The sequence below is a fragment of the Mycobacterium parascrofulaceum ATCC BAA-614 genome, from assembly GCF_000164135.1.
GTDB lineage: Bacteria > Actinomycetota > Actinomycetes > Mycobacteriales > Mycobacteriaceae > Mycobacterium > Mycobacterium parascrofulaceum.
Genome location: NZ_GG770553.1, coordinates 1,651,766 through 1,663,575, shown reverse-complemented (window position 1 = coordinate 1,663,575; position 11,810 = coordinate 1,651,766). Strand labels below are relative to the sequence as shown.

Sequence of the window (11,810 nt, the reverse complement as noted above, 5' to 3'; positions counted from 1 at the left end):
CCGGTCGACCGCGCCGGCGTGATCGGCAACCAGCGCAGGGCACCCGGTGCGTCGAGGGGCACCACCGGGTGCCCCGGCGCGATCGGGTCCAACCGGCGGTAGGGCTGCCCCTGCGGTGGGCGCTGATCGTCCTCGTCCTTGTTCGGCCACAGCGACGCGGCCCGTTCGGCCTGCGCGGTGATCGACAGCGACGGGTTGACACCCAGGTTCGCCGAGATCGCGGCGCCGTCCACCACGAACATCGTGGGGTAGCCGTAGACCCGGTGGTAGGGGTCGATGACCCCGTGCTCGGGGCTGTCGCCGATCGCCGCGCCGCCGAGGAAGTGCGCGGTCAGCGGGATGTTGAACAGTTCGCCCCAGGTGCCGCCGGCCACGCCGTCGATCTTCTCGGCGATGCGCCGGGTGACCTTGTTCCCGACGGGATTCCAGGACGGGTTCGGGTCGCCGTGGCCCTGCTTGCTGGTGTACCAGCGGATGCCCAGCTTGCCGCGTTTGGTGAAGGTGGTGATCGAGTTGTCCAGGTGCTGCATGACCAGCGCGATCAGGGTGCGCTCGCTCCACTGGTGGACGTTGAGCATCCGCATCATGCGGCGCGGGTCCTCGCGGGCCTGGTCCAGCAGCTGCTTCCAGCGGGGGACGTCCGTGCCCCCCGGCCCGCTGCCGTCGGTCATCAGCGTCTGCAGCAGGCCCATCGCGTTGGAGCCCTTGCCGTAGCGGCAGGGTTCGACGTGGGTGTCGGCGGTCGGGTGGATCGACGACGTGATGGCCACGCCGTGCGTCAGGTCCAGGTTCGGGTCGACCTCGAGCTTCCCGGCGCCGACGATGGACTCGGAGTTGGTGCGGGTCAGCACGCCCAGGCGCCCGGACAGGCGCGGCAACCTGCCCGTGTCGCGCATCTTGAACAGCAGGTGCTGGGTGCCCCAGGTGCCCGCGGCCAGGATCAGGTGCGTCGCGGTGTAGGTGCGCCGGTCCCGGCGCAGCCAGCTGCCGGTGCGCACGGTGCGGACCTCCCACAGCCCGTCCGGCCGCTGACCGAAGCCCTTCACCGTCGTCATCGGGATCACTTGCGCGCCGGCGGATTCGGCGAGGCCGAGGTAGTTCTTCAGCAGCGTGTTCTTGGCGCCGTAGCGACACCCCGTCATGCAGCAGCCGCACTCCAGGCAGCCGGTGCGCTCCGGGCCGGCGCCGCCGAAGTACGGGTCCGGCACGGTCTTGCCCGGCGTCTTGGTGTCGTCGGGCCCGAAGAACACCCCCACCGGGGTGGGCACGAAGGTGTCACCGCAGCCCATCTCGTCGGCGACCTCCTTGAGGACGCGGTCGGCGTCGGTGAAGGTCGGGTTCGTGACCACCCCGAGCATCCGTTTCGCCTGCTCGTAGTGCGGCATCAGCTCGTCGCGCCAGTCGGTGATGTGCGACCACTGCCGGTCTTTGAAGAACGGCTCCGGCGGCACGTACAGCGTGTTGGCGTAGTTCAGGGAGCCGCCGCCCACCCCGGCGCCGGCCAGGATCAGCACGTTCTTCAAGGGATGGATCCGCTGGATGCCGTAGCAACCCAGCCGCGGCGCCCACAGGAACTTGCGCAGGTCCCAGGAGGTCTCGGCGAAGTCCTCGTCGGCGAAGCGCCGCCCGGCCTCCAATACGCCTACGCGGTAGCCCTTTTCGGTCAGCCGCAGCGCGCTGACGCTGCCTCCGAAACCCGAACCGATGATCAGAACGTCGTAATCCGGCTTCATCGCACCAGTATGGCCTTACTCACGGGTAACGAGCCAGTGACCCCTGGGTGCCTCTCGCACCGAGCGTCACGCCAGCGTGGCGCTGGACCGCGGCCGTCACTCTGGCGTGACGCTCGCAAGGGGGCGGCGGCCCCGGGGCCCCCGCGGCGCGCCGAGCGGGACACCCGCCGTCAGCCTCCGACGGTCAGCCCGACCTTCTGGAACTCCTTGAGGTCGCAATAGCCGGCCTTGGCCATCGACCGGCGCAGGCCACCGACCAGGTTCAGCGAACCGAACGGGTCGTCGGAGGGCCCGTTGAGCACCCGCTCGAGCGGCGGGCGCTCGCCGAGCGCGATCTGCAGCAGCGCGCCGCGCGGCAACGACGGGTGCGCCGCCGCGGCCGGCCAGAACCAGCCCTCCCCCAGCGCCTCGGCGGATTCGGCGAGCGGCGTGCCGAGCACCACCGCGTCGGCCCCGCAGGCGATCGCCTTGGCCAGCTCGCCGGAGGTGTGGATGTCGCCGTCGGCCAGCACGTGCACGTAGCGGCCGCCCGTCTCGTCGAGGTATTCGCGCCGCGCGGCGGCCGCGTCGGCGATCGCGGTGGCCATCGGCACGCTGATGCCCAGCACCTCGTCGCTGGTGGTCACACCCCGGGTGGAGCCGTAGCCGACGATGACGCCGGCGGCGCCGGTGCGCATCAGGTGCAGCGCGGTGCGGTGGTCGAGCACCCCGCCGGCCACCACCGGGACGTCGAGCTCGGAAATGAAGGTCTTGAGGTTCAGCGGTTCCCCGTCGCTGGCCACCCGCTCGGCCGACACGATGGTGCCCTGGATGACCAGCAGGTCGATGCCGGCCTGCAGCAGCACCGGGGTCAGCGCCTGGGCGTTCTGCGGGCTGACCCGCACCGCCGTGGTCACCCCGGCCTCCCGGATGCGGGCGACGGCCGAACCCAACAGGTCGGGGTTCAGCGGCGCGGCGTGCAGCTCCTGCAGCAGCCGGATCGACGCGGACGGTTCCGGCTCTTTGGTGGCGGCCTCGACGAGCTGCGCGATCTTCGCCTCGACGTCGGCGTGCCGGCCGATCAGCCCCTCGCCGTTGAGCACGCCCAGCCCGCCGAGGCGGCCGAGCTCGATGGCGAACTCCGGCGACACCAGCGCGTCGGTCGGGTGGGCCACCACCGGGATCTCGAAGCGGTACGCGTCGAGCTGCCAGGCGGTGGACACGTCCTGCGATGACCGGGTGCGCCGCGACGGCACGATGCTGACTTCGCTCAGTTCATAGGTGCGACGGGCGTTGCGGCCCATCCCGATTTCGACCATGCCGGCCTCAGCGCGCGAAGTAGTTCGGCGCTTCGACGGTCATGGCGACGTCGTGCGGATGGCTTTCGCGCAGCCCGGCCGAGGTGATCCGGACGAACTGCGCCTGCTGCAGCGCCTCGATGGTGGGCGAGCCGGTGTAGCCCATCGCGGCGCGCAGGCCGCCGGTGAGCTGGTGGATCACCGAGGACAGCGGGCCGCGGAACGGCACCCGCCCCTCGATGCCCTCGGGCACCAGCTTGTCCTCGCTCAGCGCGTCGTCGGCGAAGTAGCGGTCCTTGGAGTACGACTTCGCCCCGCCTCCCGCGCCGCCCCGGCCCGCCATGGCGCCCAGCGAACCCATGCCGCGGTAGCTCTTGAACTGCTTGCCGTTGACGAAGATCAGCTCGCCGGGGGCCTCGGCGGTGCCGGCCAGGAGCGAACCCAGCATGGCGGTCGAGGCGCCGGCGGCCAGGGCCTTGGCGATGTCGCCGGAATACTGCAGTCCGCCGTCGGCGATCACCGGCACGCCGGAAGGACGACAGGCCGCTACGGCTTCCAAGATCGCGGTGATCTGCGGCGCGCCGACCCCGGCGACCACCCGGGTGGTGCAGATCGAGCCCGGACCCACGCCGACCTTGACCGCGTCCGCGCCCGCGTGGATTAGCGCCAGGGCCGCCGACCGGGTGGCGACGTTCCCGCCGATCACCTCGACCTTCTCGCCCACCTCGGCCTTGAGCTTGCCGACCATGTCGAGCACCAGCCGGTTGTGCGCGTGCGCGGTGTCCACGATCAGCACGTCAGCCCCGGCGTCGACCAGCATCATCGCGCGGACCCAGGCGTCCCCGCCGACGCCGACGGCGGCGCCGACCAGCAGCCGGCCGTCGCTGTCCTTGGTGGCCAGCGGGTGCTGTTCGGTCTTGACGAAGTCCTTGACGGTGATCAGCCCGGTGAGGCGGCCGTGGCCGTCGACCACGGGCAGCTTCTCGATCTTGTTGCGCCGCAACAGGCCCAGCGCGGCGTCGGCGCTGACACCCTCCTGGGCGGTGATCAGCGGCGCCTTGGTCATCACCTCGGCGACCTTGCGGGTCTGGTCGACCTCGAACCGCATGTCGCGGTTGGTGATGATGCCGACCAGCGCCCCGGCGTCGTCGACCACCGGCAGGCCCGAGATCCGGAACCGGGCGCACAGCGCGTCCACCTGCGCCAGGGTGTTGTCCGGGCGGCAGGTGACCGGGTCGGTGACCATGCCGGCCTCCGAGCGCTTCACCATCTCGACCTGCCCGGCCTGTTCGGCGACGGGAAGGTTGCGGTGCAGCACGCCCATGCCGCCGGCCCGGGCCATCGCGATCGCCATCCGCGACTCGGTGACGGTGTCCATCGCGGAGCTCACCAGCGGCACCTTGAGCCGGATCTTCTTGGTGAGTTGGCTGGACGTGTCCGCGGTGGCCGGAACGACGTCGGAGGCGGCGGGCAGCAACAGCACGTCGTCGAAGGTGAGGCCCAGCATCGCGACCTTGTGCGGGTCGTCACCCCCGGTCGGCACCGGGTCGTCGACCAGTCCGCCGATCCGCGGGTCGCGCACGTAGGGGCTGCCGACGAGGTCGGAGCTGTCTTCCAGGTGGGACATGCCACGGGTCATCGGTGGGGCCCTCCATACGATGCGGCGTGAGCTTCCCATCCTATCGGCTCGCCCGCCCCCTCGACCGCTTGCCGGGGGCGCGCCGCGGGCGCCAAACGACGGGGAAACGACGGGCGGCTTCCCTGCTGGCGTTATCCCTGCCCGGCTGCGTAGGCTAGTGTGCGTGCGCGATCACCTCCCACCGGGTTTGCCGCCCGACCCCTTCGCCGACGACCCCTGCGATCCATCGGCGGCGCTGGAAGCCGTAGAGCCGGGGCAGCCCCTGGACGCCCAGGAGCGGATGGCGGTCGAGGCCGACCTCGCCGACCTGGCGGTCTACGAGGCCCTGCTGGCGCACAAGGGAATTCGCGGACTCGTGGTGTGCTGCGACGAATGCCAGCAGGACCACTACCACGACTGGGACATGCTGCGCGCGAACCTGCTGCAGCTGCTGATCGACGGCACCGTCCGCCCGCACGAGCCGGCCTACGACCCCGAGCCGGACGCCTACGTGACGTGGGATTACTGCCGCGGCTACGCCGACGCCTCGCTCAACGAGGCCACCTCGGACGTCGACGGATACCGCCGGTAGACCGCCGCTAGGGCGCCGCTAGGGCGTGTCCGGAATCACCGCCGACGGGCCGGGTGTCAGCCCGTGATGCCGCTGCTTGCTCCACGACTGGCTCGGCGAGACCGGCTCTGACGGGCCTTGCGAAGCCGCGGAGGGTGTGGCGGCCGCGGGCGGCGCCGACCACGCCGACGGCGCGTTCACCGAGGGCGGCAGGGTCGCGTTCGGATTGCGCGACTGGAGCCGCAGATTCAAGAGTTTCAGCTGGTTGGTCAGCTCCTGTTTGCCGGCGGGGTCGTCGATCGACTGGACCAGGCTGCTCACCTCGGTCAGCTGGTTGCGCGCCTGGTCCCACCGGCCCGCGTCGATCGACTCCTGCACCTTGGCCAGGTCGGCCCTCGCGGACAGCAGGGCCTGATGTTTCTCGTTGACTCGCGGCTGGTCGAAGAACATGGCGTGCAGCCCGTACAGCGTGGTGCCGGGACGGGCCTCGACCACCATGGCGCCGAAGCCGCTCATCACCAGCAGCGCCGCGGCCACCGATCCGATGGCCGCCAGCCCGCGCCGGCTGCGCCGGCGGTCGGCCAGTCCGGTGCGCAGGGCCGCGACGGCCTCTTCCGCCGACACCAGCGCGCTGGCGGGCGGCCAGCGCAGGTTGTCGCGCCAGTCCTCCAGCAGGGTCGCCATCGCGTCGACGTCGGGGTCGCCGACGTGCACCGGTCGCCGCTCGGCGAGCGCGTCGAGGAGCAGATCGGTGCGGGCGAATTCGTCCAGGGGTTCAGGCACAGTCACCTGCCGCGATCATCTCGGACTTGAGCCGGGACAGCGCCCGGTGCTGGGCCACCCGAACCGCACCGGTGGTGCTGCCGACGGCGGACGCGGTCTCCTCGGCCGACAGGCCGACGACCACACGCAGGATCAGGATCTCGCGCTGCTTGGCGGGCAGGATCTCGAGCAGTTCGCTCATCCGGCTCACCGAATCGGCTTCGATGGCCCGCTGTTCCGGGCCGGCGTCGGACGACCAACGCTCGGGGATGATCTCGGTGGGGTAGGACAGGTCACGGCCGGCGGCGCGATGGGCGTCCGCGACCTTGTGCGCCGCGATGCCGTACAGGAACGCGAGGAAGGGCCGTCCGCGGTCCCGGTAACGCGGCAGCGCCGTGATAGTCGCCAAGCACACCTCCTGTGCCACGTCATCCGCTGACAGGCCACCCCGCTCGACTGTCCCGACCCGCGCGCGGCAATAGCGCACGACAATCGGACGGATGGTCTCCAGCACCTCCCGTAGTGCGTTACGGTCCCCCGCCACGGCCTTGGCCACCACGGCGTCGAGACGATCCCCTTGAATTGTCATCGACGGCGGTATCTCCAACGTTACGAACCGGGCACATCGCGGGCTAACCGGGCTAACTAACGCATTGACAATAACGGGCGCGGGGCCATTTCAAGCGGAACGCCACGTCGCACCGGCGCGCCGCACGTGGCCTGCGCAGACATCGCGAATTTCGTGCAGCTGCCGCGTCGATAACGTGACGCTTCCGAGATCAATCAGCAAGCACGCCAACGCCCATCGAAGGGGAACGAGCCCCAGGCGGCCCGTGGCGTCCAGCGCCGCCTCGGCCACCGCACGGGCGCGCTCGACGGCCCCGGCGGTGCACAGGGCGGCCGCCAGCACCACCTCGCTCTTGACCGCGTGCCGCGCCGACGGCACGACCATCGCGCCCGCCAGCCGCGCCGCCTCGTTCGCATGGCGGACGGCGAGTTCGCCGTCGCCCCGGGCCATCGCCAGCTCGGCGGCCACCCACCAGCGCCGCACCGGCTGCCGGTCCGGCACCGGTCCGGCGCTCAGCTCCGCGTCGGCCCGGGTGAGCAATGCCGCCGCGGCCGCGAACCGGCCGACGCCCAGCGCGTCGGCCGCCAACCCGATCAGGGCGTCGGCTCGGGACTCGCGGTCCGCGCCCGCCAGCGCCAGGGCGCGCCCGTCCCAGCCGCGCGCCGCGGCGTGCCAACCGAGTTGGCGCAGAAAGGATCCCTGCGTGCTGTGGGCCAGCGAGACCAGCGGCCCGGCGGGAGCGCTGCGACGCAGCGCGGCCAGGTCGCAATAGGCGCTCCCGTAGCGGCCCTGCCCGCCGGCCGCGACCGCACGCAGCCACAATTCCTCCGGCGTGACCGCCGTCGGCAGCGGCCAGGCCCCCGGCCGGTCACCGAACGCCGCGGCCGCCATGTTTCGGCCAATCACGGAAGTGTGACGAGTTTCAATCACGACGATGGTAGTAAACAGTTTGTGGTGATCGCGTTACCGAACTGTTAATCACAATAGGTCCTGTATTAATCGCGGTCGGCCCTCCCTCCGCCCGTGAGCTGGGAAATCTCGATTCGGTCAAGTGCCTGGTAGCACGGTGCGTGTTTCGCCAATGCTCGGCAGATGAACGCGGCGTTAATTCTTTTATAACCATTACATACTTTGCCGGGCTAAATGGCTATTGACGCAAATTCGCCGTCCGCCCTAACGTCTACACATGACGGGTAGTCATCGGTGACGCCGCTTCATTTCAGTTGCACAATCGCTTCGCGGACCTGACCTTACTGGGCGTGCCGTGCAGAGAGGGAAACACCAATGCCACAGCCGGAGCAGCTACCTGGACCCAACGCCGACATCTGGAATTGGCAATTGCAGGGCTTGTGCCGCGGCGTTGACTCGTCGATGTTCTTCCACCCCGACGGTGAACGCGGCCGCGCCCGCATGCAGCGCGAGCTGCGCGCCAAGGAGATGTGCCGGCAGTGCCCGGTCATCCAGGAGTGCCGTTCGCACGCCCTCGAAGTCGGTGAGCCCTATGGCGTTTGGGGCGGCCTGTCCGAGTCCGAGCGTGACCTACTGCTGAAGGGCGACATCGGCCGCACGCGCGGCATCCGCCGCTCGGCCTGAGTTCCCGTTTCGATCGGCGCCAATTCGGGTACGACCCGCCCATGAAAAAGGGCGTATCCTTCGCGACCGCGGCGCTTGCCGCCACCATCGCGCCGTTGGCGGCTTGCGCAAACCAGCAGGGCGGCCAGGGCGCCACGTCGACGTCGTCCAGCGCTCCGCCCGGTTCGGAGCGAATAACCACGCAGCTCAAGAGCGCCGACGGCAATCAGGTCGCCAACGCCACCATCGATTTCGCGAACGGCTATGCGACGGTGACCGTGGAGGCCGGCCCGAACCAGGTCCTCAGCCCAGGGTTCCACGGGCTGCAAATCCACTCGGTGGGCAAATGCGAGGCCAATTCGGCCGCGCCCGGCGGTGGCGCGACCGGCGACTTCAACTCCGCCGGAAGCGTCTACCAGGCGCCCGACCACACGGGTTTCCCCGCCAGCGGCGACCTGACCGCGTTGCAGGTCCGCAATGACGGCTCGGCGAAACTCGTCACCACCACCAACCTGCTCACCGCTTCCGACCTGCGAAACAGCTCGGGCACCGCGCTGATCATCCACCAGACGGCGGACAATTTGACCGGCAGCGCCACCGGCGAGTCCGGCAAGCGGGTGGCCTGCGGTGTGCTCGCCGCGGCCTCGGCGACGACGACGTCGTCGGCCTCCACGACGACCAGCGTCACGACGAGCACCACCACCACCGAGGTGCCGCCGCCGTCGACGAGCACGAGCACCGTGACGGTCACCAGCACCCCGGCGTCCACGTCCACGCTGCCGACCACGACCGTGACGACTCCGCCCAGCCTCCCGCCCAGCCCCTGACGCGCGTCCGACCGCCCGCGACACATAAACCTCGGCGCCGACGCGCCGACACCGCTGGCGATGGTTGCTGTTTCGCGAAGCGGGGGCGGGTGCGCCCCGGCGCCCCTACCCTGCTGACATGCAGACGATGCTGTTCATCCTCGGGTTGGTCCTGTTCCTCGTCGGCCTGCTGACCGGCTTCGCCGTCCCGGTGCTGAAGAACCCCCGCATGGCGCTGTCGAGCCACCTCGAGGCCGTCCTCAACGGGATGTTCCTCGTGCTGCTCGGCCTGCTCTGGCCGCACCTGCACCTGTCCCACTCTTGGGGCGTGGCGGCGGTCGCGCTGATCGTGTACGCCGCCTACGCGAACTGGCTGGCGACGCTGCTCGCGGCGGCGTGGGGGGCTGGGCGCCGGTTCGCGCCCATCGCGGCGGCCGACCACGAGGCCGCCGCGGCGAAGGAGAATTTCGTTAGCTTCCTGTTGCTGTCGCTGGCGGTGGCGATCGTGGCGGGCGTGGTCATCGTGATCGCCGGCGTTTGATCAGTTAGCGGTACGAGCGGGGGGCGGCGGGACCATCCACCGCTGCCAGTGATGCGCTTGCCGGTCCTCGCCTCGCGAAGTTCGAGGTCGTACCCCCGCACACGAAAGCACCCCGGCCGCCGGGGCCGGGGTGCTTCGCGCTACCGAACTAGTGATGGTGGTGATGCCCGTGACCGTGCCCATGCCCGTGGCCGTGGTCGTCGTGCTCCTCGGCGGGCTTGTCGACGACGGCCGTCTCGGTGGTCAGCACCATCCGCGCCACCGACGCGGCGTTGAGCACCGCTGAGCGCGTCACCTTGACCGGGTCGATCACGCCGTCGGCGACCAGGTCGCCGTAGCTCAGCGTCGCCGCGTTGAGCCCGTGCCCGGCCGGCAACTCGCTGACCTTGCTCACCGCGACGGCGCCGTCCAGGCCGGCGTTGGCGGCGATCCAGTACAGCGGTGCCGCAAGGGCTTCGGAGAACACCTCGACGCCGGCCGCCTGATCGCCGGACAGCGAGTCGCGCAGTTCCTTGAGGGCACTGCGCACGCCGATGAGCGCCGACCCGCCGCCGGCGACGATGCCCTCCTCGACGGCGGCCTTGGCGGCCGCGACGGCATCCTCGACGCTCTCCTTGCGTTCCTTGAGCGCGGTCTCGGTGGCGGCACCCACCTTGATGACGGCCACACCGCCGGCCAGCTTGGCCAGCCGCTCCTGCAGCTTCTCGCGGTCCCACTCGGAATCGCTTTTCTCGATCTCGGCGCGCAGCTGCTTGATCCGGTCGGCGACCGCGTCCTTGGCGCCGCCGCCGTCGACGATGATGGTCTCGTCCTTGCTGACCACCACGCGGCGGGCCGAGCCCAGCACGTCGGTGCCGACCTCGCGCAGCACCAGCCCGGCGTCGGGGTTGACCACCTGACCGCCGGTGACCACCGCGAGGTCCTCGAGGAAGGCCTTGCGCCGGTCGCCGAAGAAGGGCGCCTTCACCGCAACCGCCTTGAGCGTCTTGCGAATCGAGTTGACCACCAGCGTCGCCAGGGCCTCGCCCTCGACGTCCTCGGCGATGATCAACAGCGGCTTGCCCGACTCGGCGACCTTCTCCAGCATGGGCAGCAGGTCGGGCAGCGAGCTGATCTTTTCCTGGTGCAGCAGGATGACCGGGTCGTCCAGCACGGCTTCCTGCGCATCGAAATCGGTGACGAAGTACGCCGACAGGAAACCCTTGTCGAACCCGACGCCCTCGGTGAACTCCAGCTCGGTGTTCAGCGTCGAGGACTCTTCCACGCTGACCACGCCGTCGGTGCCGACCTTGGTCATCGCCTCGCCGACCAGCTCGCCGAGCTGCTCATCGCGCGACGACACCGTCGCCACCTGGGCGATCCCGTCCTTGCCGGACACCGGGGTGGCCGCCGCCAGCAACGCCTCGGACGCTGCGTCGGCCGCCTTGCCGATGCCCAGGCCCAGCTCGATCGGGTTGGCGCCGGCGGCGACCAGGCGCAGCCCGCTCTTGACCAGCGCCTGCGCCAGCACGGTCGCGGTGGTGGTGCCGTCGCCCGCCACGTCGTTGGTCTTGGTGGCCACCGACTTCACCAGCTGCGCGCCCAGGTTCTCGAACGGGTCCTCCAGCTCGATCTCGCGCGCGACGGTCACGCCGTCGTTGGTGACCGCCGGGCCGCCGAACGCCTTGGCCAGCACCACGTGGCGGCCGCGCGGCCCCAGGGTCACCCGGACCGCATCGGCGAGCGCGTTGACGCCGGCCTCGATCGCGCGCCGCGCGGTCTCGTCGTACTCAATAACCTTGCTCATCAGGCTCCTTCAAGGGGGCGATAACGCATGCCGCCCCGGAAATCGCCCGCGGCCATGCGCGGGGATCGCCGGGGCGGAACACGGTGCTTACTTCGATACGACGGCCAGCACGTCGCGCGCCGACAGGATCAAGTACTCCTCGCCGTTGTACTTGATCTCGGTGCCGCCGTACTTGCTGTAGATGACGGTGTCGCCTTCCGAGACGTCCAGCGGGATCCGCTTCTCACCGTCCTCGTCCCAGCGGCCGGGACCGACTGCGACGACGGTGCCTTCCTGCGGCTTCTCCTTGGCGGTGTCAGGAATGACCAGACCGGACGCGGTCGTGGTCTCGGCCTCGTTGGCCTGCACGAGAATCTTGTCCTCGAGTGGCTTGATGTTCACCTTCGCCACGATTGGAGCCCTCCACTAGTTAGATCGGGTCCGGGGCGGATGCCCCGGAATTATCAAGGGATTCGGCAGTCGTCCGAGCCCGAGCGCCGTCGTCGCGGGTGCCGGCGCAGGGTTTGGGCCGATTGCCACCTAGCACTCTATACACGAGAGTGCTAGCACTCAAGGGCGGCCCGCTGCGCGCCGGGT

Annotated in this window: 12 protein-coding genes; 4 read left to right on the top strand and 8 right to left on the bottom strand. The window is 70.1% G+C overall.

The window, feature by feature from the left end:
- From HMPREF0591_RS07870 to guaB, 3 genes are all read right to left on the bottom strand, one after another.
- On the bottom strand, positions 1-1,733 hold a 1,733-nt coding region (locus HMPREF0591_RS07870), incomplete at its 3' end, for a GMC oxidoreductase (protein WP_007167941.1).
- A 170-nt stretch (positions 1,734-1,903) separates the two neighbouring features.
- Positions 1,904-3,031 (bottom strand): GuaB3 family IMP dehydrogenase-related protein, encoded by a 1,128-nt coding sequence (locus HMPREF0591_RS07865; protein ID WP_007167940.1) that lies wholly within the window; start codon positions 3,029-3,031, stop codon positions 1,904-1,906.
- Positions 3,032-3,038: 7 nt separating this feature from the next.
- Entirely contained in the window at positions 3,039-4,649 is a 1,611-nt protein-coding gene (gene guaB, locus HMPREF0591_RS07860; RefSeq protein WP_007167939.1) for an IMP dehydrogenase, read from the bottom strand.
- Between the two features lie 163 nt (positions 4,650-4,812).
- On the opposite strand from guaB, the gene HMPREF0591_RS07855 reads away from it, so the two are divergent.
- Positions 4,813-5,220 (top strand): DUF5319 domain-containing protein, encoded by a 408-nt coding sequence (locus tag HMPREF0591_RS07855; RefSeq protein WP_007167938.1) that lies wholly within the window; start codon positions 4,813-4,815, stop codon positions 5,218-5,220.
- A gap of 18 nt (positions 5,221-5,238) precedes the next feature.
- Here HMPREF0591_RS07855 and HMPREF0591_RS07850 read toward each other — a convergent pair whose 3' ends face one another.
- The 3 genes from HMPREF0591_RS07850 to HMPREF0591_RS07840 form a co-directional block, all read right to left on the bottom strand.
- Positions 5,239-5,988 (bottom strand): anti-sigma-D factor RsdA, encoded by a 750-nt coding sequence (locus HMPREF0591_RS07850; protein WP_007167937.1) that lies wholly within the window; start codon positions 5,986-5,988, stop codon positions 5,239-5,241.
- Positions 5,975-6,550 carry a sigma-70 family RNA polymerase sigma factor gene (locus tag HMPREF0591_RS07845; RefSeq protein ID WP_007167936.1) on the bottom strand — a complete coding sequence of 192 codons (576 nt, stop codon included), beginning with the start codon at positions 6,548-6,550 and terminating at the stop codon, positions 5,975-5,977. Before HMPREF0591_RS07845 ends, HMPREF0591_RS07850 begins: the two co-directional genes overlap by 14 nt.
- 90 nt (positions 6,551-6,640) lie before the next feature.
- Positions 6,641-7,459 (bottom strand): hypothetical protein, encoded by an 819-nt coding sequence (locus HMPREF0591_RS07840; RefSeq protein WP_040621386.1) that lies wholly within the window; start codon positions 7,457-7,459, stop codon positions 6,641-6,643.
- Between the two features lie 354 nt (positions 7,460-7,813).
- On the opposite strand from HMPREF0591_RS07840, the gene HMPREF0591_RS07835 reads away from it, so the two are divergent.
- From HMPREF0591_RS07835 to HMPREF0591_RS07825, 3 genes are all read left to right on the top strand, one after another.
- On the top strand, positions 7,814-8,122 hold the full coding sequence (locus HMPREF0591_RS07835; RefSeq protein ID WP_007167934.1) for a WhiB family transcriptional regulator: 309 nt from the start codon (positions 7,814-7,816) through the stop codon (positions 8,120-8,122).
- A gap of 41 nt (positions 8,123-8,163) precedes the next feature.
- Positions 8,164-8,928 carry a superoxide dismutase family protein gene (locus HMPREF0591_RS07830; RefSeq protein ID WP_007167933.1) on the top strand — a complete coding sequence of 255 codons (765 nt, stop codon included), beginning with the start codon at positions 8,164-8,166 and terminating at the stop codon, positions 8,926-8,928.
- 118 nt (positions 8,929-9,046) lie between these two features.
- A complete protein-coding gene (locus HMPREF0591_RS07825; protein ID WP_007167932.1) occupies positions 9,047-9,448 on the top strand; it encodes a hypothetical protein in 402 nt (133 codons plus the stop codon).
- A 148-nt stretch (positions 9,449-9,596) separates the two neighbouring features.
- On the opposite strand, the gene groL is transcribed toward HMPREF0591_RS07825, so the two are convergent.
- Both groL and groES read right to left on the bottom strand, forming a co-directional pair.
- Positions 9,597-11,234: a chaperonin GroEL gene (gene groL, locus HMPREF0591_RS07820; RefSeq protein WP_007167931.1), complete on the bottom strand. Its 1,638-nt coding sequence runs from the start codon at positions 11,232-11,234 to the stop codon at positions 9,597-9,599.
- Between the two features lie 87 nt (positions 11,235-11,321).
- Entirely contained in the window at positions 11,322-11,624 is a 303-nt protein-coding gene (groES, locus tag HMPREF0591_RS07815; RefSeq protein WP_007167930.1) for a co-chaperone GroES, read from the bottom strand.
- Positions 11,625-11,810: the final 186 nt, after the last annotated feature.

Coding starts and splice junctions, on each gene's coding strand:
- HMPREF0591_RS07865 (WP_007167940.1), bottom strand. CDS start 3,031: ATGGTCGAAATCGGGATGGGCCGCAACGCCCGTCGCACCTATGAACTG.
- guaB (WP_007167939.1), bottom strand. CDS start 4,649: ATGACCCGTGGCATGTCCCACCTGGAAGACAGCTCCGACCTCGTCGGC.
- HMPREF0591_RS07845 (WP_007167936.1), bottom strand. CDS start 6,550: ATGACAATTCAAGGGGATCGTCTCGACGCCGTGGTGGCCAAGGCCGTG.
- HMPREF0591_RS07835 (WP_007167934.1), top strand. CDS start 7,814: ATGCCACAGCCGGAGCAGCTACCTGGACCCAACGCCGACATCTGGAAT.
- HMPREF0591_RS07830 (WP_007167933.1), top strand. CDS start 8,164: ATGAAAAAGGGCGTATCCTTCGCGACCGCGGCGCTTGCCGCCACCATC.
- HMPREF0591_RS07825 (WP_007167932.1), top strand. CDS start 9,047: ATGCAGACGATGCTGTTCATCCTCGGGTTGGTCCTGTTCCTCGTCGGC.
- groL (WP_007167931.1), bottom strand. CDS start 11,234: ATGAGCAAGGTTATTGAGTACGACGAGACCGCGCGGCGCGCGATCGAG.